Raw genomic sequence first — 25,606 nt, 5'->3', positions numbered from 1 at the left:
GGGGCGATCATCCAGGAGACGTGCACCGCCAACACCAACAAACAGTGGGGCTTCGTCTCCACGAGCGCACGCACCTGGCCGTCGACCCCGGACGGCTTCGCGTCGACCGGCGGCGGCACCACCGGCGGAGCGGGCGGCACCTCAGTCACCGTCTCCACCCAGGCCGACCTGGCCCGATACGCCGCCGCGTCCGGCTCCTACGTGATCCGGGTGGCCGCCGCCATCACCATCAGCCCGATCGGCACCGAGATCCCGGTGACCTCGGACAAGACGATCGTCGGCGTCGGCACGAGCGGGCAGATCGTCGGCGGCGGCTTCTTCCTCGGCGCCGGCACCCGCAACGTGATCATCCGGAACCTGACCATCCGCGACACCCGGATGGCCGACGACGACCCGGGCGACGACGTCTACGACTACGACGGCATCCAGATGGACACCGCCGACCACATCTGGATCGACCACAACCTCATCACCCGCATGAACGACGGCCTGATCGACTCCCGTAAGGACACGAGTTACCTGACCGTGTCGTGGAACGTTCTCGCCGACGGCAACAAGGCGTTCGGCATCGGCTGGACCGACAACGTCACCGCCCGGATGACGATCCACCACAACTGGATCCACAACACCGGCCAGCGCAACCCCAGCACCGACAACGTCGCCTACGCCCACCTCTACAACAACTACCTGCAGACCATCAGCGGCTACGGCAACTACTCACGGGGCGCCACCAAGATGGTCCTGGAGAACAGCTACTTCGACGGGGTGAAGGACCCCTTCTACCCGGACTCCACGGCACAACTGCGCCAGTCCGGCAGCATCCTGGTCAACTGCACCGGCAAGCAGACCACCCTCGGGTCGGCCTTCACCCCGGCGAGCTTCTACTCCTACACCCTCGACGCTGCCGCCGACGTGCCCGCCATGCTGCGGACCTACGCCGGCCCGCAGCCCAACATCGGAACCTGAACGACCCGGTAGACCCCGAGCCGGCCCGCGGATCTACGGGCCACGTGCCGGCTCGCTCCCTGAGCCGGCCCGCGGAGCCCACGATCCGCGGGCCGGCCCTCTACCATGTCGCGATGGGGGAGCCGACGCTCGGTGACCAGTCGCGGAGGGAAGCCGACGCTCGGCGTGACCAGGTCGCCGAGGGCTGCGGGATCGGTCGCGCGGCCGTGAGCGGCGGCAGACGCGGATGGCGGCGGCGGGGCCGGCCTGCCCGGGCACCGATCTACGCCCGGCGGGCGCGGCAAAGGCCGGAGCGGGCAGCGAGATCGCGCCGACCGGACGGGACGGCCCTGATGAGGCGGCACGACGACACCCGTACCAGAAAAGGATCTTGAATTGAAACGCCCACCCCGACCACGAAGGATCCCTAATGCCGCGGCCCGTGGATCTCGCGATGCAGCCGCTCCATGCGCAGATCGAGCCGGGCCGCGTCCTCGGCCGCCGCGGTCAGCTCGTCACGCAGCCGCGGCGGGACCTCGTCCGGATCGTGCTTGTAGTAAATCTTGTGTTCCAGGCTGGCCCAGAAATCCATCGCCACGGTCCGTAGCTGCACCTCGACCGGCACCGCCACCACCCGGTCCGACATGAAGACCGGGACCTCCACGATCAGGTGCAGGCTGCGGTACCCGTTGGGTTTCGGGTTGGCGATGTAGTCCTTCTCGACGACGAGGTGGACGTCCGGCTGACGGGTCAACATCTTCGACACCGTGTAGACGTCCGACACGAAACTGCACACGATCCGGATCCCGGCGATGTCCCGGATCTTGTCACGAAGGTCCTCGAACGTGAGCGAGCAGCCCAGCCGCCGGGCCTTCGCCGTGATGCTGGCCGGCGTCTTCAGCCGCGGCAGCACGTGCTCGATCGGGTTGCTCCTGCCGCGATGGGTGAGTTCCTCGGCCAGGATGGTGATCTTCGTGTTGATCTCGGCCAGCCCGAACTTGTACACCATGAGGAAGTGGTTGAGATCGGTGAGCTGCTCGTGCCACGTCTCGGGATGATGGACCCGGTGGGCGAGCTGTCCGGGATGATCGGTCGTCACGTCGCATCTCTCTCTACCGATAGCGGCACGTCAGCGCTGCCGCGCCACGGACTTCGCCCGGTACATGGCGGCGTCCGCCTCGCGGAGCAGATGGTCGGGGTCCGAGGTGCCGTCGCCGGAGATCGCCGCCCCGATGCTGAGACCCACCTCGACGACGTGCCCGTCGATGGTGAACGGTTCGGTCACGGTGGCCTTGATCGCGGCGATGACCTCGTGAGCCCCGCCGGACCCGGACACCCCGTCGATCAGTACGACGAACTCGTCCCCACCCAGCCGGGCCACCGTATCGGTGCGCCGCAACCGCCCGGTCAGCCGCCGCGCGACCTGTATCAGCAGCTGGTCGCCGATCGCGTGACCGTGGGTGTCGTTCACCGCCTTGAACCCGTCCAGGTCGAGCAGCAGGATAGCGAACCGGTATCCCGCCTCCCGGGCCGCCCGCCGTTCCGCCTGCGCCATCCGGTCCTCCAGCAGCACCCGGTTCGGCAGCCCGGTCAGATGATCACGCAGCGCCGCCTGCCGCAGCTTCTCCTGCATCACCCCGTAGTCCAGCGCCTTGGCCAGTAACGACCCGGAGTGGTTCATCATCTCCCGGCCCGGCGGGGTGGTCGACTGGATCCGGCCGACCGCCGCCAGCATGCCCCAGTCCTGTGCCGGGGTCCGGACCGGCACCACGAACACGATCTCCCCGTCCGCGCCGTAGGCCCGCTCGAACAGGTCCGCCGGCGGGAATTCATCCACCGGGAGGACACCGCCGGCCGGGAACCGGAACCCGCCCCGCACATGCAGCGTGTCGGGAAGATCCGGATGCCACAGGCCGAGGCATCCGGCCGTCGCCGGGGTCAGTTCCAGCCAGGCCAGGTCCCGCGGGTCCCGGTCCTGGGGGCCGAGCAGCGCCACACCCAGCTCGTACTGGATGTTCAACGTCTCCTGGAGGTAACTGACCTGCTGGAACAGTGCCCGGGTGTGGGCCTCGGACACCTGCAGACCGTCACCCGAACAGCCGCACGACTCCCGGTTCACGAAAACCGTCGGCACCTCGCGGCGGGAGACCGGCTGATCCATCAGCTCGTAGACCGCCCGGCCCAACTCGTCGAGCGGCTGCCGCACGCTGCACAGCGCCGGCCGCAGATAGGCCGCGTCGGCGATGTCGTCGAACCCGATCACCGCGAGATCACCGGGCACCGCGTATCCGGCCGCCCGCATCCGCCCGATCAACCCGATCGCGTTCCGGTCGGTGCCCAGCACGATCGCCGACACCGGCATCCCGGCCCGGATCAGCAGGTCGGCGACCGCCTCCCCACCGCTCTCGTGGTTGTCGCCGGTGTCCATCACCAGCGGATCCAGACCGTGTGCGGTGAGCGCCTCCGCGTACCCGGCATGCCGTTCCCGGAGGTCGAAGTGCGCCAGATAGCCGGCGAACGCGATCCGCTCGTGACCGTGTTCGATCAGATGCGTGACCGCGTCCCGTACCCCGCTGCGGTTATCGGCCAGGACCACCGACGACGCCGGCGCCTCCTGTGCCACGAAGACCACCGGAAGCCCGGCCTGCCGGGCGCCCTTGGCGTAGCCGGTCGCGACAGCGCCCGGCAGGACCACCAGCCCGGACAGGTGCCGCCACGCCAGCGGCCGATGGAAATCGGGCAGACCGCTGCGGTCGGCGCTGTGCGAACCCGGGTCCAGGGTCTGTATCGCCATCACCCGGTCGCCGGCGGCCACCGCGGCCGCGTTGACCCCCTCGATGATCGCGCCGTAGTAGTCACCGCCGACGAACGGCGAGAGAATCCCGAACACACGCCCACTCACACCGCCTATGATTCCGCAAACCGGGCGGGCTCATGACCAGGTCAGGACGATGGTCAGTGCAGACCGAGCGCCGACAGCGCGGAACGCACCGCCGCACCCGCGGGCCGCAGGACCTCGTCGCGCACCCAGCGCCCGGCCGGGGCCACGATGGCGCGCCACACCCACGCCACGCCCTGGAACAGCAGTCCGAACGTCCACCGCCAGACGAACCGGATCACGATCCCGATCGGTCGCAGCACGAATCGGTAGGCCCCGTCCCAGCCGGTCCTGAGGAACCACAGCAGCGCCCGGCCCACCGGGGCCAGCACCCACCGCCACACGAACTCCAGGCTCACCGCGATCGCGATCCCGATGGGCCGCAGCACCCAGCGGTAGAACGCCTCCGCGACCGGCACGATGACGGTGCGCCACAACCACCGCAGCGGCACGGCCAGCACCGCGAAGATCCACGCGAAAACGGTCAGCAGACCCCTCCCCACCCAGCGCAGCACCGGCGCGAGCACGGCCCGCCACAGCCACTCCAGCGGAATCACCACGAGATGACGCCACAGCCATGCCAGCGGGATGACCACGAGATGACGCCACAGCCAGACAACCGGCGTCATCAGGTAGGCGAGCGCTTCGAACAACAGGCGGAACGGCAGCACCACGATGATGGCGACCGCCCGGATCGGCCAGAGGAACCACGGAAGGTCTGACTCGCGGGACTGATCGATGTTCGGCACGCGCTCAAGGTAGCCGATGCCGCAAACGATTACGGTGTTCAAGTGATCAAGATCGAACAGCATGCCGTGACGGCCTGGCCCGCCATCGACACCGAGCGGACCGGCGGCTGGCTGATGCGGCACACCCCCGGCGTGACCAGGCGCCGCAACAACGCCGCCCTTCCGCCGGCCGCCGACCGTCACCCGGAACGGTCCATCGACGCGGTCGAGTCCTACTACCGCTCCCGCGGCGCGGCGGTCACCGTCCAGGTGAGCCCCGCTGAGGAACACGCCACGCTGGATGCCGCACTGGCGGATCGCGGTTACCGTCACGACGCGCCCACGCTGGTCATGACCGCTTCAGCGGCCACGACCGCCGACCGCCTCACGCCGGTGACCCCGGTGGAGATCACGCCGGAACTGACCCCCGCGTGGCGCGCCGCCTACGGCTCCGCCGAGGTCAGCGACCTCGTCCTGTCCCGCATCACCGCCCGCACCGGCTTCGCGAGTGTCACCGTCGATGGCGAGATCGCGGCGCTCGGCCTCTTCGTCGCCGGCGACGGCCTCACCGGCGTGTTCTGCATGGCCACCGCCCCGGCCCATCGCCGCCGCGGCTACGCCGCCGCCATCCTCCACGCCGGCGCCGCCTGGTCCGCGGCCCACGGCGCCAACACGCTCTACCTACAGGTCGAAAACGACAACGACCAGGCAAAACGCCTCTACGAGGCCGCCGGTTTCACGCACTCCCACAGCTATCACTACCGCATCCTTTAGACCCTTTTTCGTACGGGCTACGCGAACCCGATCCTCAATACCCGCGAGCCCCTGCCACACCGGACCGTGCCGCGCCCGCGGGCGTGAGCGGGTGGCCGGCCACCATCGCATCCAGCGGCCCTCAGCTCTGTGGGCTGAGGGCGGCCGCTTCGATGACGTCGCGGATCTCCCGGATACCGACCTCCACCCGAGGGCGGACGTGGGCGGCCATGGCGTGCGGCAGCACGTCGGTCTGCCACACCAGGCGGCTGCCGGCCTCGTCCTCGAACACCTGGAACGACGCGTGATGGTAGGTGAGCGGCATCCGCTGGCCCTCGACCACGGTGTACGCCATGCGCCGCAACTCGTGGTCGACGGCGACGATCAGCTCGCGGACCTCTACACCGTCCGGCATGGTCAGAATCCGCTGGTCGCCGTCGAGCCGCGCGTTCAGCACCCGGCCCGGCAGCATGCGCCGGTGCACCGCCCCGACGTCGGCCACCGCCTCCCACACCTGCTGAACCGGAACGGAAAGGACGGTATCGACGCGTACGGTGGCCACCGGCCAACCCTAACCGGACCGGGCGGCCGTCACAGCAAGGCGTAGACGCTCTTCGGCGCCCGCCCCGCATTGATCTTCCCGGGCACCGTGGTGGATCCGAAGCCGGAGTACTCCACCCGGTAGACGGCGCCGTCCGGCAGCGTCACGGTCATCCCGGATACCACACCGTCGGTGACGGTCACCTCGAACGACACCTCGGCGGCCCGCTCGCCCAGCCGGTCGACGACGTCACGCGGCACGATCGAATCGGTGCGGTCCACGGTGCGCAGATCGACGGTGCCCGTGAACCGGCCCGGCGCCGCCTGCCAGACCTCGGTCGCGAACTTCACCGTGTCCCGGATTTCCGCCACGTCTCCGCCGTCACTGTCCACCAGCACCGGGAACAATCTCTCGGCCGGCAGCCGGTTCTGGTCGATCGCCGTCCAGCCGGTGGGCACGCCGAGGCGGCGGTGCCACGACGCCGGCTCCAGCGCCACCCGCACCCACACCGGGGAGCCGACCCGGCGCGCGGTCACGGTCATCCGGAGATCGCGTCCCGGCAGGGTCCGCTCTTGCGTGACCTGCATGACACTGTCCAGGTCGGAGAACACCCCGGCCACCGGAGCGCCGGGCCCACTGATCCGGAAGGCGTAGGCCCCGTCAGCCATGTCGGGGATCGCCGCCAGCAGTTCCTGGCGGACGGCGGGGTCCGGTACCCGCGAGGCGTCCACCCGCGGCTCGGGCGGAACCTGCGCCGTGCATCCGGCCAGCAAACCCACCACGGAAAGCGCGATCCCGACTCGCACGAGCACCCCCAGGCCCATCGACAAAATCAAGATCATAATTGAGTACGGGGTGCAGCACGCGAATCGGGCCCGCATCTCGACGTCGTGCTCAGCCCGCGCCCAGCACTCACCGCTGGCCGCGGGCGCGGCGCCGCTCCCTGCTCAGGCGGCGACCACCGGCCACTGCGCCGGGTGGGCGCGGCGCCGTTTCCTGCTCAGCTAGCGACCACGGGCCACCGCTCGGCGCGGGCGCGGCGCCGTTCCCTGACCAGCATCACCGTGGAGCTGACGGCCGGGACCAGGAACGTGGCCGTACACGGCAGGACGGACAGGAAGACCAGGCCCGCGCCGATGTTGGCGCCGATCCCACCGGCCGTGAAGGTCCGCTCCACGAGGCCGAGGTAGCCGCCGAGCAGCACGACCGACGCGGCCACACCCCACCATGCGCGGTGCATCCGGCGGGTGGCGCTGCCGGCGACCAGGATCGCGACCAGCGCCACGACCGCCGCACAGCCGGCGATGCCGAGGACCCGGTCGCCGGCCGCGCCGAGGGTGATCGGCTCCATGCTGTAGTCGAGCTTCACGCCCTGGGCGGCGAGTTCCCGGGCCTCGTCGTTGGTCTGGTCGCCGACCAGCCACCAGGAGGCGACCACCGCGGCCGGGAACAGCGGGACCAGCATGACCGCGAACGGCCAGCCGAGCGGCCTCACGAACGTCCGGCCGACTGTGGCGAGGGCTGCGGCTCGGTGCGCCGGGCGCGGCGCAGGACCACCAGCGACCACACCGACGGCAGCAGGAACGTGACGACGAACGGCACCCCGAACAGGAAGGTCAGGCCGACGCCGATGTTGGCGCCGATCACCCCGGCCGTCCAGATCCGCTCGGCCCAGCCGAGGTAGGCGCCGATCGCGAGGATCGACACCGCGACACCCCACCAGGCGTTGCGCATCCGCCCGGTGACCGTGCCGTGGAGCAGGACGCCGAGCGCGGCCAGCGCCGTCAGGAACGCGACGACGCCGAGGATCACGTCGCCGGCCTCACCGAACGTGACCGGCTGGTAGGCGTAGTCCAGGACGATGTCGCCGGAGGTTTCGGTCAGGTCGCCGACCAGCCACCAGGTGGCGACGGGCACGGCCGGGACCAGCGGGACGAGAGCGAGCGGGTACGCCTTCAACAAGTGTTCAGCCTCGATTTCGTGCACGTCAGGACGGTCAATGCTGACGATGATCAACTCAACCGTCAAGTACGCTCAACACGTACGATCAAGCCTGGAACCAGAGATAGGGCCGCGGCTCCAAGGCCGGGGACAGCACCCGCTCGCGCAGCCCGAGCCCCGCGAGGGCGACGCGCGAGGCCTGCTCACCCGGCAGGATCCGGAGGACGTGCGCCGGAAACGGCCAGGCGGCGAGCAGCCAGTCGTGGACTGCGCGGGCGACCGTCGCGGTGAGATCCTCGCGGCCCTGCCGGATCCAGGACGTGACCATCGGCGCGCTTTCCGGAGAACATTCCCGCAGACGCTCGCGCATCGGATTCAGGTAGAGACAGCCCAGTGACACGGTGTGCGCCGGATCGAGCAGCGCGAACGTGTGCGCCCGCCCGGCCCGGTGATCGTCCTCGTGCCGGGCGAGCTGCGGGAGGTCCTGTTCGATCACCCACGACGCGGCCGGCGCCCTGAATCGGCTCACCGCCAGGCGGTCGCCAGCCAGGCCGTGACCGCCGACGACACCAGCAGGCCGATGTTCAGGCCGATCAGCCGGGCCTCACCCCGGCGCAGGTGGGTGACGATCGCACCCACCTGCAACAGGGTCAGCCCGACGGCGGCCGCCATCCCGAGGTAGGGCGGCAGCAGCAGCCCGGCCGCCCCCAGCAACTCCAGCGCCCCGATCACCCGGACCAGCCGCATCGGGACCTGATCCACCCACCCCATCATCGGCCGCAGCTGATCCTGACTCTGCGTGACCTTCTTGCCGCCCGAGTAGGCGTAGAACACCGCGAGCAGAACGGCGAGTACCCAATACGCGATACGCATGAGAGTTACCTTTCGTAAGTAGCCACATCATGCGGTACTAAAGTGAGGCGTACAAAAGGCACACGCATGTGCCCAAGGCACAGAGAGTTGTCACCGGTGGACTACGAACACACCTGCAGGATCCGCGGCGACGGCGGCCGCACGCTGCGCACGATCCTCGACCAGATCTGCAACAAGTGGACGCTGCTGGTCGTCGCCACCCTCGACCAGGGCACGCTCCGCTTCGGCGACCTCCACCAGCAGGTCCCCGGCATCTCCCAGCGCATGCTCACCCTCACCCTGCGCAACCTGGAACGCGACGGCCTGGTCACCCGCACCGTCTACGCCGAGGTGCCGCCGCGCGTCGAGTACGCCCTCACCCCGGTCGGCAAGAGCCTCATCCCACCGGCTCTCGCCCTGGCCGCGTGGGCCATCGAGCACGTGCCGGGCATCGAGGCCCGAAGAGCCGATCAACACCCTTCGAGGGGTACGCCGTGAGCCCCGCCCCGACCACATCCGCGGCCGTTCCCGCCGCGCCGTGCCGGTCGTCCGCTCAGGGCAGGCCCGGACGCCGTGGCGGATCCGGTCGCAGCGCATGGTCGAGGGCCGCCTCGCAGTGCAGCCGGGTGGTCGGGAAGACCGGGACCGCGCTGTCGTCCTCGCCGACCAGCAGCTCGATCTCGGTGCAGCCGTAGATGACGCCCTCGGCCCCGTCCTCGATCAGCCGGCCGATGATCCGGCGGTAGGCGTCGCGGGACTCCGGCTTCACGATGCCCAGGCAGAGCTCGTCGTAGATGATGTCGTTCACGATCCGCTGGTCCTCGGTGGACGGCACCAGCACCGTGAGGCCGTGCCCGGCCAGCCGGCCCCGGTAGAAGTCCTCCGCCATGGTGAACCGGGTGCCGAGCAACCCCACCGTGGTGACGCCGCGCCGCTTCACCGCCTCGGCCGTGGTGTCACCCAGGTGCAGCAGGGGGATGCCGACGGCGGCCGCCACCCGGTCGGCGACCTTGTGCATCGTGTTGGTGCACAGCACGACGAAGTCCGCCCCGGCCGCCTCCAGTGCCCGGGCCGCCTCGCCCAGCGCCGTCCCCGCCTCGTCCCAGCGGCCCTCGGCCTGCATGGCCTCGATGGCGGCGAAGTCCACCGAGTACAGCACGCAGCGCGCCGAGTGCAGGCCACCGAGCCGCTCGTGGGTCAGATCGTTGAGCAGCCGGTAGTACTCGGCGGTGGACTGCCAGCTCATGCCACCGAGAAGCCCGATCAGGCGCATCCGCCGACCCTATCCGAGCGCGCGCCCGGCGTTGCCACGGAGAGCGAGCGTGCCGTCGGCGTTCGGCGGCGAGGTGCGGCCGTGTCGAAATTCACGTGCCCATCCTTTCCGCTACCGTGCCGGGATGGCGGCGCGAAGCGAGGTGCTGTTCCTGGGCGGCCGGGCCGGGGTCGGCAAGACCACCGTCGGCCACGAGATCCACCAGTTTCTGTCCGCGGCGGGCGTCCGGCACTGTCTGATCGAGGGTGACAACCTCGACCAGGCCTACCCGCCACCCTGGGAGCACGGCCTGGCGGAACGGAACCTGGCCGCCATGTGGGCCAACTACCGGGCGCTCGGATACCGCCGGATGATCTACACGAACACCGTGAGCGTACGGTTCACCGCCGACCTGACCGCGGCGATGGGCGACGACCCCGCCGTCACCGCGGTCCTGCTCACCGCCGCCGACCCGACGGCACATCAAAGACTTCAGATCCGCGAGACGGGTACGGGTCTCGCGCACCACATCTCCCGAAGCGACCTCATGGCGCGCGACCTGGACCGGAACACCCCCGCCTGGGTCCACCGCATCCCGACCGACGGCCGCCCGGTCACCGGCATCGCCACCGAGATCATCACCCTGACCGGCTGGACGACAGCTCAGGTGTAGAGGCAGAACGGATGCCCGGCCGGATCCAGGAGCACCCGGACGTTCTCCTGTGGCTGATGCTCCGGGAGTTCGGCGCCGAGGCCGATGGCGTGCGCCACGGCCGCCTCCAGGTCGGTGACCTCGAAGTCGAGGTGCAGCATCATCTGCTGCCGGCCCGGAGCCGCCGGCCAGGTGGGCCGCACATGGTCCGGGTTGTACTGGATGCTCAGGTAGGCGACGCCCTCCCCGAGATCGAGGGCCGCCCCGGTGGCGTCCTGTTTCCAGATCGCCCAGCCCCGCAGCTCGGAGTAGAAGCGGGCGAGGACGGCCACATCAGGCGCATCCAGCACGACGCCCCACCAATCGTGACGGGCCCAGCGGTCGGCGGGCGGATTCTCCGGCATGCGGTCACGCTACCGACTCTTCGGCGGCCCAGCGGAGCAGCCGATCCACATGCGGTCCGGTGTCGCCAGCGGCCGTCTCGGCGACCCCGAGAACGATCTCACCCCCGGTCCCGTCGATGGTGATGACGGTGCCCTCCGGAATGGACCACCCGTCCATGACCACCTGATCGGTGTCGGTGGCGGTGATTCCGAGGGTGGTTCGCCCGTCCGTGGCCGTCTGGTTGTTGCCGGTGGTGCCTTCGGGCGTCGACCGCCCGTCCGTGGCCGTCTGGTCGTTGCCGGTGGTGCCTTCCGACGTCGAGTGCCCGTCCGTGGCCATATGGTCGGCGTCGGCGTCGGCGTCGGCGTCGGCGGCGGCGCCGTCCGGAATCGATCGCCCGTTCACGACCACGTCGTGGGTGCGGACGGTGAGGCCTGTCGCGCCCACGACGGCGGGTTTGCCCATCGAGCGGGCGACGACGGCGGCGTGGCTGGTCAGGCCGCCGGTCGTGGTGACGATCCCGGCCGCGGCGGCCAGCCCGTGCAGGTCGAGCGGCGACGTGTGCGGCCGCACCAGGATGACCGGCCCGGCGGCCGCCATCCGGACGGCGCCGTCCGCGGTGACCGCCACCCGCCCGGTCGCGACGCCCGGCCCGGCTCCCCGTCCACGAGCGAGAATCTCCAGCCCGGACGAGGCGGCACTCCCCACCTCAGTCACCGGGCGCGACGACCCGGTCGACGGCGGATCCGAGCCTGGGAAAGCCTGCATAGCCGAACCCGAGCCTGCCCGATCCCAGGTCGCGGAGTCCTGGGATGCGGGATCCGGGGAGGGGAGTGGTGGGGCGGCGGCGCGGATTCGTGGGACGGCGGCCGCCCGCAGGTGGCCCGGTGTGATCCGGCGGACGGCGGTGGCCCGGTCGATGAGCCCTTCGTCCACGAGGTCGACGGCGACCCGGACGGCCGCGCGCCCGCTCAACCCACCGGGCCGGACCTGCAGCAACCACAGGCGGCCGGACTCGACGGTGAACTCGACATGGCACACGTCCCGGAAGTGGCGTTCCACCCGGTCCAGCGCATCCATCAGCCCCACCCACACCGCCGGCTCGCGGGTGGCCAGGGCGTCCAGCGGCAGGGTCGGAACCGTCCCGGAGACCACGGCGTCGCCCTGACTCCGGAACAGCACGTCACCGTAGGGCCGCCGCTCCCCGGTGCTCGGATCACGGCTGAACGCCACCCCGCTGCCACTGTGGTCGTCCCGGTCGCCGAGGACCATCGCCTGCACCACCACGGCTGTTCCCTGATCGTGCGGGATGTCGTGCAACTCCCGGTAGGTGACGGCGCGTGGCGCGGTCCACGAGGCGAACACCTCCCGCACCGCCGCGCGCAGGTCACCGGTGGAACTCACGTTGAGCAGGGTGTCCATCATCCCGGGCATGGACACGGCGGCCCCGGACCGGACCGAGACCAGCAACGGCCGGGCCGGATCGCCGAAGCGGCGGCCGGTGACGGCCTCCAGCTCACGGACGGCCCCGGCCAGCTCACCACCGGGGAGACCGCCGGTCTCCAGAAAGACGCGGCAGGCGGCCGTGGGGATGACGAAGCCGGGTGGCACGGGCAGCCCGAGCCGCATCAGGGCGACCAGGCCGTGAGCCTTTCCGCCGATCACCGAGGCGTCCAGGGCCAGGCCCGCGGAGAGCGCGTGGATCTCGCTCATCGGGGGATCCCCAGGGTGACCAGCAGATCCTCGTGGAGCTGGAACCACACGTTGTGGTACGACTCGGTGGTCTCCGCCAGATCGCCGCGGGCCAGGGCCGCGCTGAGCCGCCTCCGGTAGGAGCCGAACCGGGGCAGCGCCGCCGTCAGCGCCGCGCACACGGGGGAGACCCGCCTGTCGAGGTCGGCGAAGCGGGCCAGCACCCGGGCGTCATAGGCCGCGTCCGTGTGGTCGTTGACCGCCGCGACCCCGTCGACGGTTCGCAGGTGCCAGGCCGTGGACAGATCCAGCAACTCCGGATTCAGGACCATGAAATCGGTGTACGCGCTGGTCACCGCCGCACGAGCCCCCGCCTTGTCCAGCTCCTCGGCGGCCAGTCGAGCGTCCTCGGCTTTGCCGGCCTCGGTCAGGCCCCACCCACCGAAGGCCCCCGGCACACGGGTGACGAGCCCTTCGACCGCAAGGTCGATCAACCGTGACTCGGCCTCCTCCGGTGCCAGCCCGGCGGCCGACGCCACCCGGCCGAGGTCGGTGAATCCCATGCACCGAAGCGTGTGCAGCACCGTCAGATCGGTCATGCCGTCACCGCCGCGTGCCCGGCGCCGCGGCCATCGGCGCGAGCGATGACGCGCCCGTCCCGGATCCGCACCGCGGCCTCCGTGTCGTCGCCCACCGGAGCCCCGATGGCGTGGGCGAACCCCTCCGCCCCGTCGACGATGATCCGGACGGGTGGTCGCACCCCACCAGGGAAGATCTGCCGCAGCATGGCCATGGTCCCGCTGACCCGCAACCGCACGAGCGCCCCAATCTCGGCGGGATCGCCGGTCACGGCCGCGATGGTGACGTTGTCGGCCTCGAAGGAGGCGTCGGAGGCAACGGCCCGCACCGCCTCCTCGGCCGCACCGAGCCGCCGGGCGCCGAGCACCACGAGCACCCCGTCGTCGATCTCCTCGGGTGGCTCCCACGGGTCGTCGCAGGCCCGCGCCGCCGGGATGAACGGCAGGTGCGGCGGATCCCACTCGTCGTGCAGCGAGATGGATGTCAGATGACCGCAGGCGCGCGCCAGGTCGAACGGGTCCCCGAACCCGGGTGCGGACTCGGCCAGGTGGTCGGCCCCGTGCAGCAGGGTGAGGATCATCTCGGCGAGCCGCACCCGCCGCCCACCCGGCGGCAGGCAGGACTCCAGCGCCAGCCCGAGGAGGAGCCCCTCCAAGCGGGTGAGCTCACCGAGCACCCGCCGCCCCGGCTCGTCGTCGAACACGCCGGCCACCGATCGCGCCCGCAACCGCGCCCCGGCGGCCGTGTCCCCGGCGAGCGGCAGCCGCTCCAGCCAGACCCGGGCGAACGCCTCAGCCGCCGCGGCGACACCGAACGCCGGTTCGGAGGCCGGCGAGGCGCCGGTGATCGGCCGATGCGGCCACTCGTCGAGCAGCACCGCCAGATAGAGCGACCGCTTGCTGGAAAAGTTCGAATACACCGCCCCGCGGGTCAGCTCGGCCCGCTCGGCGATCCGGTCGACCTTCGCCTCCGCATAACCGTGCTCCTCGAACTCCGACGCCGCGGCACTCAGCACCGCGGCCCGGGTGCGCGCCTGCTGCTGCGCCCGCGTCAACCGAACCATGCCACCAGGATACTCACGCCATCCCGATGATGGGAACATCCGAAAAATGGTTGGCGGCCGGAACCGGCGCCCCGCTAGCCTGGTCGGCATGCACACAGGGATCGCTTTCATGAGGGTGCGGATCCGCCGCTGACGGCGGCGCGACCTGCACCATGCCCGCCGTCTCGGCGTCCTGCCGGGCGGCCCTTTCCGGCTACCCGGCTCCTCTTCGAGAGCTGCGGAGCAACCCTGTGTTTCTGGAAACCCTCACGGCCGCCCAACTGCGCGCCGACGACATCACCCTCACCCTCGGCGCCCGCCGGATCCTCGATCGGGTCTCGGTCACCGTCTCCACACGGTCCCGCCTGGCGATCGTCGGCGAGAACGGCCGCGGCAAGACCACCCTGCTGCACGTCCTGGCCGGCCTGCTCACCCCGGACGCCGGCACCGTGCGCCGGGTCGGCACCGTCGGTCTCGCGGCGCAGGCGCTGGCGGCCGGCCCCGGCCGGACGGTCGGCACCCTCACCGGTGGGGTCCTGCACGCGTCGCACGCCGCCCTGACCGCTCTCGATCAGGCCACCGACGACCTGACCGCGGGCCGTCCGGGCGCCGGCGACCGCTACGCGACAGCGCTGGAGGCGGCCACCCGGCTGGACGCGTGGGACGCCGACCGCCGCGTCGACGTCGCACTGGAAGCGCTGAACGCCTGCGCCGACCGCGACCGCGAGCTGTCCACGCTCTCGGTGGGCCAGCGCTACCGGGTGCGGCTGGCCTGCCTGCTCGGCGTACACCACGATCTGCTGTTGCTGGACGAGCCGACCAACCACCTGGACGCCGACGGCCTGGCCTTCCTGACCACCCGCCTGCGCGAGCACCCCGGCGGCCTGGCGATCGTGAGCCACGACCGCCAGTTGCTGCGCGACGTGGCCCGGGAGTTCCTCGACCTGGACCCGAGCAGCGACGGCCGGCCACGGTGGTATGCCGGGGGCTACGACGCCTGGCAGGACGGCCGCCGCCGCGACCGGCAGCGCTGGGAGCAGGAACACGAGGAGCAGCAGGCCGAGCACCGCCGCCTGGCGCAGGCGGTGGACCGGGCCCGGGCCCGGCTGACCACCGGCTGGCGTCCCGACAAGGGCGTCGACAAGCACCAACGCCAGTCCCACACGCCCGGCGTGGTGCAGGCGCTGAATCGCGATCGGGAGGCCCTGGCCGCGCACCGGATCACCGTGCCGCCACCCCCGCCGGCTCTGCGGTGGCCCGAGCCGGAGACGCGGCCCGGCCTCGAGATCATTCAAACCCGGGGGGTACGGGTGAGCGCCCGCCTGAGAAGGCCGGTGACCCTGGAGCTCGCGGGCGGCCAACGGCTCGTGGTCACCGGCGCGAACGGCACCGGCAAGTCCACTCTCCTGGCCGTCCTGGCCGGCCGCCTCGCCCCGACCGCCGGCACGGTCCACCGGTCGCCCGCCGCGAGCATCGCCCTGGTCGCACAGGAGGTCCCGGACTGGCCGCCGGGCGCCACGGCCCGCCAGATCTGCCCTGCCGACGCGACCGGCCTGCTCGACGCCGAGGCCTGGCGGACCCCGGTGTCGCGTCTGTCGCTGGGTCAGCAGCGCCGTCTCGACCTGGCGGCGCGACTGACCCTACGACCGGATCTGATCGTCTTCGACGAGCCGACCAACCACCTGTCCGCGGCCCTGGTCGACGAACTCACCGCGGCACTACAGCGCACCTCGGCCGCGGTCGTGGTCGCCACCCACGACCGCCGCCTGCTCGCCGACCTGGCCGACTGGCCCAGTTTGAACCTCGACTGAAAGCGGGTCAGCCGATCAGATGCAGCCCGGCGGCCGCGTACCGGGCCAGGAGGAAGCCCACGATCCCGACCACCCAGCCCATCATGTCGCTGCGGGCCAGCCACTCACTGAACCTGGTCAGCACCGGCAGGAGCCGCTTGCCGGTGGCCAGGCGCAACCCCAGCAGCGCGATCGCCGGAATGATCATCACGAGGCAGTAGCCGGCCATCGTCAGCGTGATCTGCGCGGCGTTCATCGACGACGTGGTGATCAGGCCGATCGCCGCGATGTACGGCAGCATCGTCGTCACCTCGGCGGCGGCCGCGGCCAGCGCCAGCCCGGCCAGCGGCAGCAGGCTCCCCTCCAGCGGGGGAGTGGGCAGCGGCTTCTTCCGGCCGTCCATCCGGAAGCTGTAGAAGAACATGCCGACACCGATCGCCAGCAGCACCCACAGCACCGGGCGGCTGTCCAGCAGCCGGGTCAGCTGCGGCACGAACCGGTCGGCGCCCAGCGCCGCCGCCACCCCGATGCCGAAGTAGAACAGCGCCACCGTACCGAGGAAGAACAGGACCCGGCCGGCGCGCACCGGTCCCGGCTGGATCAGGAACCAGATCGGGATGAGCAGGGTGCCGAAACTGGTCGAGTCGATGAGAGCGAGCACGGCCAGTGATGCGAGATCCATGCCCTTGACTCTCGATCAGGAAGCCCGGTCGCGCGTCCGTCGAAGGATGTACGGACATCGTCGGCCGCCGTGATGGGATGGGACCGTGCGGGTGACGGAACGGTGGCGCGAGGACATGCGGTTCCAGGACCGTGTCACCGCGGTGGCCACCTTCGCGGTCGGTCTGGTGCTCAACCTGGTCGGCCTCACCGCGCTCTGGCCCGTCCCGCCCAGCGACGTCGCCCCGGCGTGGCACAACGTCACCCTGTTCGCCGGCTGCCTCGTCATGCTCGGCAAACGCCGCCACCCGATGCTCGCCCTCGGCGCCGGCACCGCGATCCTGGGCGTAGACGCGCTCCTCGGCGGCAGTGTGGCGGTCATCCTCGTGCTGTTCGACCTGCTGTTCTCGGCCGGGCTGTTCGCCTCCGACCGGGCCCGCAACGCCCTCACCACCGCCGTGTTCGTGATCACCGGCACGGCGACCGTCGTCGGTGGGCTCGCCTCCGGGGAGTTCCGGGTCGCCGTCTTCATCTGCTTCCAGCTGGTGACGCTGCTGCTCGTACCACTGTGGTGGGCCGGGAACATCCGCCAGCAGCGGCGGCTCGGGGAACTCGCGGCCCGTGAGGCGGTCGTCGCCGAACGCGCCGCCATGGCCCGTGACCTGCACGACGTCATCGCGGCCCACCTCACCACCACGGCCATGCACTCCGGGGCGGCACTGGCCCGGGCACCCGACACCGGCCGGGACCGGGCCGCGCTCCAGGCCGTCCGCACCAGCAGCCTGGCCGCCCTCGAGGAGATGCGGTCGATGATCCTGCTGCTGCGGGCCGACGACCCGGCACCCCGGGACCCGGCCCTGCCCGGCGACCTCGACCGGCTGCCCGACCTGATCGCCGCCGCCGGCCCGCACGTCGAGACCCACCTCGCGGACCTCCCGCAGGTGCCCGCCGTGGTGGCGCAGACCGTCTACCGGATCGTCGGCGAGGCGCTCACCAACGCCGGCAAACACGCCCCCGGATCGCCGGTGACCCTCGACGTGCGGCCCGACGGCGACCGGCTGACGGTCACCGTCACCAACACGCTGACCGGTGGGAACGGTGTCGACCACCACGCGCTGAGCGCCGGCACCGGGCTCGTCTCGATCCGCGAGCGGGCCACCCTGCTCGGCGGCGACCTGACCGCCGCCCGCGACGGCGACCACTGGCGGGTCCGGGCCACCCTGCCGCTGCGAGGAGACTCATGATTCGGGTACTGCTGGCCGACGACCACGCCGCCGTACGGGCCGGCATGCGGCTCATGCTGGAGGAGGCCACCGACATCGAGATCGTCGGGGAGGCCGCCGACGGGGCGGTGGCCGTCCGGCAGGCATCCGCGCTCCGGCCCGACGTGGTGCTCATGGACATCCGCATGCCCGGCACCGACGGCATCCGGGCCACCCACGAGATCACCGCGGCCGGGCACGCCGACGTCCTCGTCCTCACCACCTTCGACCTCGACGACTACCTGTTCGGCGCGCTGCGGGCCGGGGCCGCCGGGTTCCTCCTCAAATCCGTCGAACCGAGCACCCTGATCGATGCCGTCCGCCGCATCGCCGCCGGTGACGGCATCCTCGCGCCGGAGGTGACCCGCCGCCTGCTCAGCGCCTTCGCCGAGACCCCGGCGCCGAACACCGCCCCGGCCGCCCTCGACCACCTCACCGACCGGGAACACGACGTCCTGGCCGCCCTCGGCCGCGGGCTGTCCAACGCCGACCTCGCGGGAGAACTCGCCATCACCGAGGCCACCGCCAAGACCCACGTCTCCCGCGTCCTGGCGAAACTCGGCTGCACGTCCCGCGTACAGGCCGCGATCCTCGCCAAGGAGGCCGGCATAGCCTGACCGCGCCCCCAGAGAGTGGCATAGCCGAGGTCCAGTCGTGTCTTCCGGTCGTGCCTTTGGTCCCGGCCGCATTCCGGTCCCGGCCGCCGGCCTTCCGGTCACCCCGAAGTGGTGGTCAAGCCCTTGCCGACCAAGCACCCGAATTGCCCACTCCCAGCCGCGACGCCGCTCACCCCGGCCGGGCGGTCACAGCTTCACGGGGTGAGCGCCCACGGTTGCAGTGTCGTGATCGCTCACGTGGCACATAGCCGTGGCGGCCGCACACGCGACGCCTTCCGTGTGCAGCCACCAGGGCTTCGACCACCCGAACGTCTGCGCCCACCCACGTTGAAGCCCGAGCGTGTGTACGCGTTCATGTTGCGGGTCAGGCGTGTGGACCGTCCATGTTGACGACCGAATGTGTGTACGCGTCCATGTTGACGACCGGGCGTGTGTACGCGTCCATGTTGACGACCGGGCGTGTGCACGCGTCCACGTTCAACGGGTCTCAGGGGCCGGGTCTCATCGTGGGGATAGCCTGAGCGGATGCGGATCATCGTTGTGGGGTTGGGTGGGACCATCGCGATGACCGGGCACCGGAACGGGGGAGTGGCTCCCACGCTCTCCGCGTCCGAGCTGGTCGAGGCCGTGCCTGGGCTGTCGGAGGCCGGCATCGAGTTGGACGTGCGGTCGTTCCGCAACCGGCCGGGCGCCGCGCTGACGCTCGGCGACCTCGGCGAGCTCCTCTCGCTGCTCCGGGAGAGCTTCGCGGCGGGCGCGGCCGGAGCGGTGGTCACCCAGGGCACGGACACGATCGAGGAGACGGCGTACGCGCTGAGCCTTCTCCACACCGGCGACGAACCGATCGTCGTCACCGGAGCGATGCGCAATCCGACCCTGGCCGGCGCGGACGGTCCCGCCAATCTGTCGGCGGCCGTCCGGGTGGCTGCCGACCCGGGCGCCCGTGGTCTCGGCTGCCTGGTCGTCCTCGCCGACGAGATCCACGCCGCCGACCGGGTCCGCAAGACCCACACCACCAGCGTCGCGACCTTCGCCTCCCCGAACGGCGGCCCTCTCGGCTACCTGGCCGAGGGCCGTGCCCACCTGCTCAACCGTCCGGCCCGCCGCTACACCCTTCCGGGCGAGTCGCTCGCCGCACCGGCCCGGGGCACCCGGTTGCCCGCAGTACCGACAGCGGACGACGGGCCGCTCGCCGCGCCCGCCCGGGTCACCCTCTACACGGCCACCCTTGGCGATGACGGCAGCCTGCTGCCGCTGCTCGCCGAACGCTCCGACGGGCTGGTGATCGCCGCGCTCGGGGTCGGGCACGTGCCCGAGTCCTGGGTGCCCCACCTGGAAGCGGCCGCCCGGCGCATCCCCGTGGTCCTGGCCTCCCGCACCGGCGGCGGCCGGGTGGCGACCAGCACCTACGGCTATCCCGGTGCGGAACGCGACCTGATCGCCCGCGGGTTGATCCCGGCCGGGTTCCTCGACCCGTACAAGGCCCGGCTTCTTCTTCAGATCCTGCTCACCGCCGGCCACCCCGACATCCCGGGGGCCTTCGCTCACTCGTAGCAGTTCTGGTCGTCGTGTTCGAGAGCCAGCTCGGTGACCTTGCTGTTCTTGAAGGCGAACCGGTAGTGGACGCCCGCGTGCCCGTCCTTCTCCCCGGCGAAGGCGGTGCCGCTGCCGTTGAAGCCGCCCTCGGCGTCGATAGCGCGCAGAAAGAAGTCGGAGTACGCCCGGTCGACTTGCTCATATGTGCTGCCGATCCGAATGCCCTCGGGGGTGGCGATCCGGCCGTAGGCGGGGATGTAGAGCAGGCCCCTCTCCGAGTAGATGACGGTGACGTCCGCGTCGTTCGCCGACTTCAACGGCGCCGAACCGCAGCCGGTTCCGGTGGCGTCGACCTCGCCGGTCGCCGCGGCGGCCTTGATCGACATGCCGACGTACAGCTTGCCGAAGCCGGTGGGACCGAGCACCGGCGTCGTGGGGCTGCGGGAGGTCTTCGACGGTTTCGGTGACGCCGACGACGGGGTGACACTCGGGGAGACCGCCGGGGAGACCGCCGGGGCTGCGGTGGTGGCCGAGGGTGGCGCCGGGGTGGCCGCGCCCGCCGGCGAGGCCTGGCCGTCCAACCGCTGCGGCGAGCCGGCGCAACCGGCGGCAGCGGCGACACCGGCGGCCGTCGCGAGAACCAGAATCGTGTGTCGCATCTCTGTCAAACCTTCCTGTCTGTTCGTCACGAGATGCGATGCCGCCACCGGCGACCCGGTTCGCGATCGCGGGTCACAGGTCGGTAACGGCGCCGCCGCGCGTGAGAAGGTGACACGATGCCGCACATCGATCTTCCGCCGCTGCCCGGGATCGTCGGCCTCCTCGCTGCCCACCCGGACACCGCCGCCCCGCTCAACCAGCTCGCCGAGACCCTGCTCCGCGGCCCCTCACCGCTGACCCCGGCCCAGCGGGAGACCATCGCCGCCCACGTCTCCCGCGGCAACGACTGCGACTTCTGCGCCGCCACCCACGGCGCGGTGGCCCGCGAGCTGGGCGGCGCCGACCCGGATGACGCGACGCTCCGCTCGCTGCTGGCCATCGCCGACAAGGTACGCGTGAGCGGCCGCTCGGTGACCGCCGAGGACATCGCCGAGGCCCGTGCCGCCGGTGCTGACGACCGGGCCATCCACGACACCGTCCTGATCGGCGCCGCCTTCTCGATGTTCAACCGCTACGTCGACGGCCTGGCCACCCTGACCCCCGCCGACCCGTCCCACTACGACCGGCACGCCAAGGCCCTGGCCACCGACGGCTACCTGCGCCCACCGTCCTGACCGGATCCGGCGCGGTTCCGGCGCGCGGTGAACGATCTTGTCCGGTCCGCTCGGGGGCGGGCGTGTTGCGGGACGAGTGCTGATTCAAGTCTTTTCGACGATGATGCCCAGGGCGCCGGCCAGCGTGTAGGAGAGGGCCGGCAGGTCGCCGGGGTGGATGATGGCGCCCTGCCAGCTGGTGATGCCGCCGATGCCGGACAGGTCGCAGTGCTGGAAGCGGGCGCCGCGCATGGTCGCGCCGCTGAACTGGGCGCCGGTCAGGTCGCAGTCGGTGAAGTGGGCGCCCCGCAGGTCGGCGCCGGTGAAGTCGGCGCCGGACAGGTTGCAGCCGGCGAACGTGACCGCGTCCAGGCGGGCGGCACGCCAGTTGGTCAGGTCCAGCTTGCAGTCGGTGAACGTGACGTCCCGCAGGACGGCGCCGTTGCAGGCCAGGCCGGTCATCCGGCAGTCGCGGGCGGCCACGCGCTCGGCCGAGCCGTTCTCGATCCGCAGGTTCGAGAAGTCGGAACGTTCGATCAGGCAGTCGGTGAGCCGGGCCTTCGGAAGGGCCGACCCCGCCAGGCGGGCCGCCCGGAAGCGGCACTGCGCGAACTCCACCGACTGGGCGAACCGGCCGATCAGGTCGGCGTCGTCGAAGACCAGGCGCTCGTAGAGGCCCTCGGACTCCAGATCGGGCCCGGCCGCGGCCGTCTCGGCGGGTGGGACCGGTGGGCGTGGCGGTGAGGTGCGGGGCACCCCGAAACCCTACGAGAGGCCGGAATCCGGCACCCACACAGGTGGAAGTTCTTCGGGTGCCGGTCCGGTGGCCGCGGGTCGTGATCGGGTCGATCCTGTGCTGACGACGACCATGGCCCTGATCGGGACCCTGACCCTGCTGACGGCGACGGTGGCACCGGCCACCGGCCCGGGACCGGACGGCCCCGCCCGGCTGGCCGCGGGCAACGCCCACACCTGCATGCTGGACGCCGCGGGGCGGGCCTACTGCTGGGGCTACAACTACGAGGGTCAGCTGGGCCACAGCGGCACCGCCAACCGGTCCCGCCCGGTCGCCGTGAAGACGCCGGCCGGGATCGTCTTCACCCAGATCACCGCGGGTGACGGGCACACGTGCGCGCTGGCCCGCGACTCGCGGGCCTACTGCTGGGGCGACGGCCGCCTCGGCCAGCTGGGCTACGGCGGCACCGCGGACCGGCGGGTTCCGACGGCGGTGAAGGGGCCCACGTTCACCTACCTCACCGCAGGCGACGACCACACGTGCGGGCTGGGCGCCGACGGCCGGGCCTACTGCTGGGGCAACGGCGAGTACGGCCAGCTGGGCGACGGGCGGCTCGGCCGGCGGTCCGTGCCCGGGGTGGTGCCGGCCCCGGTCCGGTTCACGCAGCTCAGCGCCGGCGCCGCCGACACGTGCGGGCTGGGTGTCGACGGCCGGGTCTTCTGCTGGGGCAACGGCGTCTACGGCCAGCTGGGCGACGGCGGCACGGTCAACCGGCCCCGGCCGGTGGTGGTGCGGGCACCCACCGGGGTGACCTTCACCCTGATCGCCGCCGGCGGCTATCACACCTGTGGGCTGGGCCGGGACACCAAGGCGTACTGCTGGGGCCAGGACACGTCCGGTCAACTCGGCGACGGCGGGACGGCGAACCGGTCCAGGCCGGTGCCGGTGAAGTCCCCCGCCGGGGTGAGATTCACCCGGCTCGCCGCCGGCAGCGGGCACACCTGCGGGCTGGGCGGCGACACCCGGACCTACTGCTGGGGGCAGGGCGGATCCGGTGAACTGGGCGACGGCGGCCGGGCCGTCCGGTTGACGCCGGTCGCGGTGAAGACCCCGGCCTGGGTCACCTTCACCCAGCTCACGGCCGGGGAGAGCCACACGTGCGGGCTGGCCGGCGGAACCCGGGTCTACTGCTGGGGCGAGGGGCTGAACGGGCGACTCGGTGACAGCACCAACGCGTACCGGCTGGTGCCGGCGGCGGTGACCACCCCGTAAGCCCGGCGGCCGCGTCGCGGCCGTGCCCCGGCAGCGCCCGGTGCGGGCTGGCGGAACTGCCACGTTTCGGCGAGGACGGACACGTCCGTACGAGAAATGGGTCTTCTCGGGTGACCCGCACCTCGTGGCGCCGCCCTGCTGGGATAGGGGTCGGCAAGATCGGGATAGGTTTCTAGACTTCGGTGGCCGTGGCCGTGGCCGTGGCCGTGGCCGCCGGCCCGACGACCCTGAGGAAGGACGCCTCGACGTGACGCTGACCCAGCAGGCTCCCGCGCCGCACATCCACCCGCGGGCGGAGCTGTCGCAGACCGCCGACCAGGCCGTGCTGATCGTGCACGGACGGGACCGGACCGGCATCGTGGCGGCGATCAGCGCGGTGCTCGGGCGGCACGGGGCGAACATCGTCTCGCTGGACCAGTACTCGGACAATCCGCACGGTGGGGCGTTCTTCCAGCGGACCGTCTTCGGGCGCGCCGACCTCAAGGCGGCGCTCCCGGCGATCGAGGCGGACCTGCGCGCCGAGCTGGCCGGCGGGTTCGAGCTGGAGTACACGCTGCGGGACCTGTCGGCGCCGAAGCGGGTGGCGATCTTCGCCTCCAAGACCGACCACTGCCTGCTCGACCTGCTGTGGCGGCACCGGCGCGGTGAGCTCCCGATCAACATCTCGATGGTGATCTCGAACCACGCGCACTCGGCCGACGAGGTCCGCTCGTTCGGCATCCCGTTCTTCCACGTGCCGTCGCAGGGCGCGGACAAGTCGGCCGCCGAGGCGCAGCACCTTCAGCTGCTCACCGGCAACGTCGACTTCATCGTGCTGGCCCGCTACATGCAGATCCTGTCCGCCGACTTCATCGAGCGGGTCGGCGTGCCGATCATCAACATCCACCACAGCTTCCTGCCGGCGTTCATCGGCGCCGATCCCTACGCGAAGGCCAAGCACCGCGGCGTCAAGCTGGTCGGGGCGACCGCGCACTACGTGACCGAGGATCTGGACGAGGGCCCGATCATCGAGCAGGACGTGGTCCGGGTGAACCACGCGCACACCGTCGCCGAGCTGCGCCGCCGGGGTGCGGACGTGGAGCGGGACGTGCTGTCGCGGGCGGTGCTGTGGCACGCCGAGGACCGCGTCATCCGGCACGGCAACCACACCATCGTCTTCCAGTAGCCCGGTTTCACCGTCGCCACCAGGGGCGGCGTGGGGTCTGGGCGGCACCGCGGACGGCGGCGTGCGGGTCGGTGACCGTGATCGGCGCGGGCAGGCCGGCCCCGCGCAGCGCGGTCGCCAGCCCGGTCTCCTCACCGGCCAGCACCACGGCGCCGACCTCGGCCGGGGTGACCTCGGCGTCGGCCAGCACCTGCTTGATCACCTCGGGCAGCCGGTCCACGTGGGCGGCGACCGCGATGGCCAGGTCGTCGCGGGACAGCACGACCGCCTGATGCGGCTCGGGCAGCAGCATCGGCGCGCGCGGCTGCACTGCCAGCCGGGCCCGGGTCTGCTCGATCTCCCGGGTGAGCCGCCAGTCGTCGGGGTCGGCATCGAAGCCGGCGCGGGCCGCGGCGATCCGCAGCAGCGCCTCGTCGACGGCCGGGGCGCCCGGGGCGCGGACCGGGGCGGCGGCCAACTGTCGGTAGCCGTCGTCGCAGGTGGTCAGCACGGACAGCTCGGGCCAGGCGGTGCCGGTGAGGGCGACCAGCACGATTCGGGTGCCGGCCAGGGCGGCGAGGGCGGCGCCCGCGGTGGTCACCCGCGGCCGGGGCAGGCATGCCGAGGCCGCGGCCCGGGACAGTCGTTGCAGGGCCGGCTGGCCCCAGGCCTGGGCGGTCACCACGGTCAGGGCGGTGATCCGGCCGGCGGCGTGGTCGGCCACATGGGCCAGGACCGCGGCCACGGCGGTCACCGGGTCGAAACTCGGGTCCGAGGTGCCGCCGTGCCGCAGCAGCGTCATCGGGTCGGGCCGGTAGCCGTCCGGGCGGAAGGCGCCGGCGGTCAGCGCCGCGGTGCCGGCCGTGAACGCCCCGCCGTCCTGGAAGACCCCGCTGGGGGAGCGGCCGCGGCCGTCGACGACCAGTGGCTGGACCGTGCCGGCCGACTCGAACACCGCGGTGATCCACCAGGCGCCGATGTCGACGACGAGGTGAAGATCTGTCGCGGCCATGCCGGGAAGTGTCCCAAATGGACTGACGTTTCACGGCTACGGTCCGGATTTTTCCCCAGATGCTGAGAGATCGACTCTTTCGTCA

Annotated in this window: 29 protein-coding genes; 11 read left to right on the top strand and 18 right to left on the bottom strand. The window is 71.6% G+C overall.

The genetic code is table 11. The annotated features are described in order from the left end of the window. A partial coding sequence (locus IEZ13_RS44710; protein WP_189285788.1) for a pectate lyase family protein occupies nt 1-966 on the top strand: 966 nt, incomplete at its 5' end. Nucleotides 967-1,372: 406 nt separating this feature from the next. Here the strand turns inward: IEZ13_RS44710 and IEZ13_RS44705 are convergent. Genes IEZ13_RS44705 through IEZ13_RS44695 form a run of 3 tightly spaced genes read right to left on the bottom strand, consistent with a single transcriptional unit; the run spans nt 1,373 to nt 4,572 of the window. Next, complete coding sequence (locus IEZ13_RS44705; RefSeq protein WP_229795776.1) at nt 1,373-2,044, bottom strand: GTP pyrophosphokinase; 672 nt, start codon at nt 2,042-2,044, stop codon at nt 1,373-1,375. Nucleotides 2,045-2,074: 30 nt separating this feature from the next. After that, a complete protein-coding gene (locus IEZ13_RS44700) occupies nt 2,075-3,847 on the bottom strand; it encodes a substrate-binding and GGDEF domain-containing protein (RefSeq protein ID WP_183227642.1) in 1,773 nt (590 codons plus the stop codon). Between the two features lie 53 nt (nt 3,848-3,900). Then, nucleotides 3,901-4,572 (bottom strand): hypothetical protein, encoded by a 672-nt coding sequence (locus tag IEZ13_RS44695; RefSeq protein WP_183227644.1) that lies wholly within the window; start codon nt 4,570-4,572, stop codon nt 3,901-3,903. A 42-nt stretch (nt 4,573-4,614) separates the two neighbouring features. Here IEZ13_RS44695 and IEZ13_RS44690 point away from each other — a divergent pair, with 42 nt between their 5' ends. Beyond that, the gene (locus tag IEZ13_RS44690; protein WP_183227646.1) at nt 4,615-5,325 is read left to right on the top strand and encodes a GNAT family N-acetyltransferase; all 711 of its coding nucleotides are present in this window, start codon (nt 4,615-4,617) and stop codon (nt 5,323-5,325) included. Nucleotides 5,326-5,446: 121 nt separating this feature from the next. On the opposite strand, the gene IEZ13_RS44685 is transcribed toward IEZ13_RS44690, so the two are convergent. The 6 genes from IEZ13_RS44685 to IEZ13_RS44660 form a co-directional block, all read right to left on the bottom strand. Then, entirely contained in the window at nt 5,447-5,866 is a 420-nt protein-coding gene (locus IEZ13_RS44685) for an SRPBCC family protein (RefSeq protein ID WP_183227648.1), read from the bottom strand. Between the two features lie 29 nt (nt 5,867-5,895). Beyond that, nucleotides 5,896-6,675, bottom strand: a complete 780-nt coding sequence (locus IEZ13_RS44680) for a hypothetical protein (protein WP_183227650.1) — start codon at nt 6,673-6,675, stop codon at nt 5,896-5,898. Nucleotides 6,676-6,845: 170 nt separating this feature from the next. Next, nucleotides 6,846-7,340, bottom strand: a complete 495-nt coding sequence (locus IEZ13_RS44675) for a hypothetical protein (RefSeq protein ID WP_183227652.1) — start codon at nt 7,338-7,340, stop codon at nt 6,846-6,848. Continuing rightward, nucleotides 7,337-7,831, bottom strand: a complete 495-nt coding sequence (locus IEZ13_RS44670; RefSeq protein ID WP_183227654.1) for a hypothetical protein — start codon at nt 7,829-7,831, stop codon at nt 7,337-7,339. The genes IEZ13_RS44675 and IEZ13_RS44670 overlap by 4 nt, the downstream gene beginning before the upstream one ends. A 61-nt stretch (nt 7,832-7,892) precedes the next feature. Beyond that, nucleotides 7,893-8,315: a hypothetical protein gene (locus IEZ13_RS44665; protein ID WP_183227656.1), complete on the bottom strand. Its 423-nt coding sequence runs from the start codon at nt 8,313-8,315 to the stop codon at nt 7,893-7,895. Continuing rightward, nucleotides 8,312-8,659, bottom strand: a complete 348-nt coding sequence (locus tag IEZ13_RS44660) for a DoxX family protein (protein ID WP_183227658.1) — start codon at nt 8,657-8,659, stop codon at nt 8,312-8,314. The genes IEZ13_RS44665 and IEZ13_RS44660 overlap by 4 nt, the downstream gene beginning before the upstream one ends. 96 nt (nt 8,660-8,755) lie before the next feature. Between IEZ13_RS44660 and IEZ13_RS44655 the strand changes: the two genes are divergently transcribed. After that, complete coding sequence (locus IEZ13_RS44655; protein ID WP_229795775.1) at nt 8,756-9,136, top strand: winged helix-turn-helix transcriptional regulator; 381 nt, start codon at nt 8,756-8,758, stop codon at nt 9,134-9,136. 55 nt (nt 9,137-9,191) lie between these two features. Here IEZ13_RS44655 and IEZ13_RS44650 read toward each other — a convergent pair whose 3' ends face one another. Then, nucleotides 9,192-9,911 carry an aspartate/glutamate racemase family protein gene (locus IEZ13_RS44650; protein ID WP_183227662.1) on the bottom strand — a complete coding sequence of 240 codons (720 nt, stop codon included), beginning with the start codon at nt 9,909-9,911 and terminating at the stop codon, nt 9,192-9,194. 124 nt (nt 9,912-10,035) lie between these two features. Between IEZ13_RS44650 and IEZ13_RS44645 the strand changes: the two genes are divergently transcribed. Beyond that, nucleotides 10,036-10,563, top strand: a complete 528-nt coding sequence (locus IEZ13_RS44645) for a nucleoside/nucleotide kinase family protein (protein ID WP_183227664.1) — start codon at nt 10,036-10,038, stop codon at nt 10,561-10,563. Here IEZ13_RS44645 and IEZ13_RS44640 read toward each other — a convergent pair. Genes IEZ13_RS44640 through IEZ13_RS44625 form a run of 4 tightly spaced genes read right to left on the bottom strand, consistent with a single transcriptional unit; the run spans nt 10,554 to nt 14,260 of the window. After that, nucleotides 10,554-10,946: a VOC family protein gene (locus tag IEZ13_RS44640; protein ID WP_183227666.1), complete on the bottom strand. Its 393-nt coding sequence runs from the start codon at nt 10,944-10,946 to the stop codon at nt 10,554-10,556. The two genes, IEZ13_RS44645 and IEZ13_RS44640, sit on opposite strands and share 10 nt — an antisense overlap. Nucleotides 10,947-10,950: 4 nt before the next feature. Next, nucleotides 10,951-12,639, bottom strand: a complete 1,689-nt coding sequence (locus IEZ13_RS44635) for a PEP/pyruvate-binding domain-containing protein (RefSeq protein ID WP_203834154.1) — start codon at nt 12,637-12,639, stop codon at nt 10,951-10,953. Beyond that, entirely contained in the window at nt 12,636-13,217 is a 582-nt protein-coding gene (locus IEZ13_RS44630) for a transcriptional regulator (protein ID WP_183227667.1), read from the bottom strand. Before IEZ13_RS44630 ends, IEZ13_RS44635 begins: the two co-directional genes overlap by 4 nt. Continuing rightward, nucleotides 13,214-14,260, bottom strand: coding sequence for a helix-turn-helix domain-containing protein (locus tag IEZ13_RS44625; RefSeq protein ID WP_183227669.1), 1,047 nt, complete (start codon nt 14,258-14,260; stop codon nt 13,214-13,216). The genes IEZ13_RS44630 and IEZ13_RS44625 overlap by 4 nt, the downstream gene beginning before the upstream one ends. A 230-nt stretch (nt 14,261-14,490) precedes the next feature. On the opposite strand from IEZ13_RS44625, the gene IEZ13_RS44620 reads away from it, so the two are divergent. Continuing rightward, nucleotides 14,491-16,050: an ATP-binding cassette domain-containing protein gene (locus tag IEZ13_RS44620; protein WP_229795773.1), complete on the top strand. Its 1,560-nt coding sequence runs from the start codon at nt 14,491-14,493 to the stop codon at nt 16,048-16,050. 7 nt (nt 16,051-16,057) lie between these two features. Here the strand turns inward: IEZ13_RS44620 and IEZ13_RS44615 are convergent, their stop codons facing one another. Further along, on the bottom strand, nt 16,058-16,711 hold the full coding sequence (locus tag IEZ13_RS44615; protein WP_183227673.1) for a GAP family protein: 654 nt from the start codon (nt 16,709-16,711) through the stop codon (nt 16,058-16,060). Nucleotides 16,712-16,802: 91 nt separating this feature from the next. Here IEZ13_RS44615 and IEZ13_RS44610 point away from each other — a divergent pair, with 91 nt between their 5' ends. The 3 genes from IEZ13_RS44610 (at nt 16,803) to IEZ13_RS44600 (ending at nt 20,122) form a co-directional block, all read left to right on the top strand. Next, nucleotides 16,803-17,933, top strand: a complete 1,131-nt coding sequence (locus tag IEZ13_RS44610) for a sensor histidine kinase (protein ID WP_183227675.1) — start codon at nt 16,803-16,805, stop codon at nt 17,931-17,933. Continuing rightward, nucleotides 17,930-18,568, top strand: a complete 639-nt coding sequence (locus IEZ13_RS44605) for a response regulator (RefSeq protein WP_183227677.1) — start codon at nt 17,930-17,932, stop codon at nt 18,566-18,568. Before IEZ13_RS44610 ends, IEZ13_RS44605 begins: the two co-directional genes overlap by 4 nt. Before the next feature lie 525 nt (nt 18,569-19,093). Next, complete coding sequence (locus IEZ13_RS44600) at nt 19,094-20,122, top strand: asparaginase (RefSeq protein ID WP_183227679.1); 1,029 nt, start codon at nt 19,094-19,096, stop codon at nt 20,120-20,122. On the opposite strand, the gene IEZ13_RS44595 is transcribed toward IEZ13_RS44600, so the two are convergent. Continuing rightward, the gene (locus tag IEZ13_RS44595; RefSeq protein ID WP_183227681.1) at nt 20,113-20,763 is read right to left on the bottom strand and encodes a hypothetical protein; all 651 of its coding nucleotides are present in this window, start codon (nt 20,761-20,763) and stop codon (nt 20,113-20,115) included. The two genes, IEZ13_RS44600 and IEZ13_RS44595, sit on opposite strands and share 10 nt — an antisense overlap. 117 nt (nt 20,764-20,880) lie before the next feature. Here IEZ13_RS44595 and IEZ13_RS44590 point away from each other — a divergent pair, with 117 nt between their 5' ends. Continuing rightward, nucleotides 20,881-21,378 (top strand): carboxymuconolactone decarboxylase family protein, encoded by a 498-nt coding sequence (locus IEZ13_RS44590; protein ID WP_183227683.1) that lies wholly within the window; start codon nt 20,881-20,883, stop codon nt 21,376-21,378. A gap of 84 nt (nt 21,379-21,462) precedes the next feature. On the opposite strand, the gene IEZ13_RS44585 is transcribed toward IEZ13_RS44590, so the two are convergent. After that, complete coding sequence (locus IEZ13_RS44585; protein WP_183227685.1) at nt 21,463-22,113, bottom strand: pentapeptide repeat-containing protein; 651 nt, start codon at nt 22,111-22,113, stop codon at nt 21,463-21,465. A 97-nt stretch (nt 22,114-22,210) separates the two neighbouring features. On the opposite strand from IEZ13_RS44585, the gene IEZ13_RS44580 reads away from it, so the two are divergent. Then, a complete protein-coding gene (locus IEZ13_RS44580) occupies nt 22,211-23,365 on the top strand; it encodes an RCC1 domain-containing protein (protein ID WP_183227687.1) in 1,155 nt (384 codons plus the stop codon). 247 nt (nt 23,366-23,612) lie between these two features. Next, nucleotides 23,613-24,530: a formyltetrahydrofolate deformylase gene (gene purU / locus IEZ13_RS44575; protein ID WP_183227689.1), complete on the top strand. Its 918-nt coding sequence runs from the start codon at nt 23,613-23,615 to the stop codon at nt 24,528-24,530. A gap of 7 nt (nt 24,531-24,537) precedes the next feature. On the opposite strand, the gene IEZ13_RS44570 is transcribed toward purU, so the two are convergent. Then, nucleotides 24,538-25,521, bottom strand: coding sequence for a hypothetical protein (locus IEZ13_RS44570; protein WP_183227691.1), 984 nt, complete (start codon nt 25,519-25,521; stop codon nt 24,538-24,540). Nucleotides 25,522-25,606: the final 85 nt, after the last annotated feature.

The sequence above is a fragment of the Actinoplanes campanulatus genome, assembly GCF_014647795.1.
In the GTDB taxonomy this organism is placed as follows: Bacteria; Actinomycetota; Actinomycetes; order Mycobacteriales; family Micromonosporaceae; genus Actinoplanes; species Actinoplanes campanulatus.
Note: the sequence above shows the minus strand (reverse complement) of the source record. Positions and strands in the feature narration are given on the sequence as shown.

Coding starts and splice junctions, on each gene's coding strand:
- IEZ13_RS44595 (WP_183227681.1), bottom strand. CDS start 20,763: ATGCGACACACGATTCTGGTTCTCGCGACGGCCGCCGGTGTCGCCGCT.
- IEZ13_RS44630 (WP_183227667.1), bottom strand. CDS start 13,217: ATGACCGATCTGACGGTGCTGCACACGCTTCGGTGCATGGGATTCACC.
- IEZ13_RS44625 (WP_183227669.1), bottom strand. CDS start 14,260: ATGGTTCGGTTGACGCGGGCGCAGCAGCAGGCGCGCACCCGGGCCGCG.
- IEZ13_RS44590 (WP_183227683.1), top strand. CDS start 20,881: ATGCCGCACATCGATCTTCCGCCGCTGCCCGGGATCGTCGGCCTCCTC.
- IEZ13_RS44605 (WP_183227677.1), top strand. CDS start 17,930: ATGATTCGGGTACTGCTGGCCGACGACCACGCCGCCGTACGGGCCGGC.
- IEZ13_RS44645 (WP_183227664.1), top strand. CDS start 10,036: ATGGCGGCGCGAAGCGAGGTGCTGTTCCTGGGCGGCCGGGCCGGGGTC.
- IEZ13_RS44570 (WP_183227691.1), bottom strand. CDS start 25,521: ATGGCCGCGACAGATCTTCACCTCGTCGTCGACATCGGCGCCTGGTGG.
- IEZ13_RS44650 (WP_183227662.1), bottom strand. CDS start 9,911: ATGCGCCTGATCGGGCTTCTCGGTGGCATGAGCTGGCAGTCCACCGCC.
- IEZ13_RS44635 (WP_203834154.1), bottom strand. CDS start 12,639: ATGAGCGAGATCCACGCGCTCTCCGCGGGCCTGGCCCTGGACGCCTCG.
- IEZ13_RS44600 (WP_183227679.1), top strand. CDS start 19,094: ATGCGGATCATCGTTGTGGGGTTGGGTGGGACCATCGCGATGACCGGG.
- IEZ13_RS44640 (WP_183227666.1), bottom strand. CDS start 10,946: ATGCCGGAGAATCCGCCCGCCGACCGCTGGGCCCGTCACGATTGGTGG.
- IEZ13_RS44615 (WP_183227673.1), bottom strand. CDS start 16,711: ATGGATCTCGCATCACTGGCCGTGCTCGCTCTCATCGACTCGACCAGT.
- IEZ13_RS44660 (WP_183227658.1), bottom strand. CDS start 8,659: ATGCGTATCGCGTATTGGGTACTCGCCGTTCTGCTCGCGGTGTTCTAC.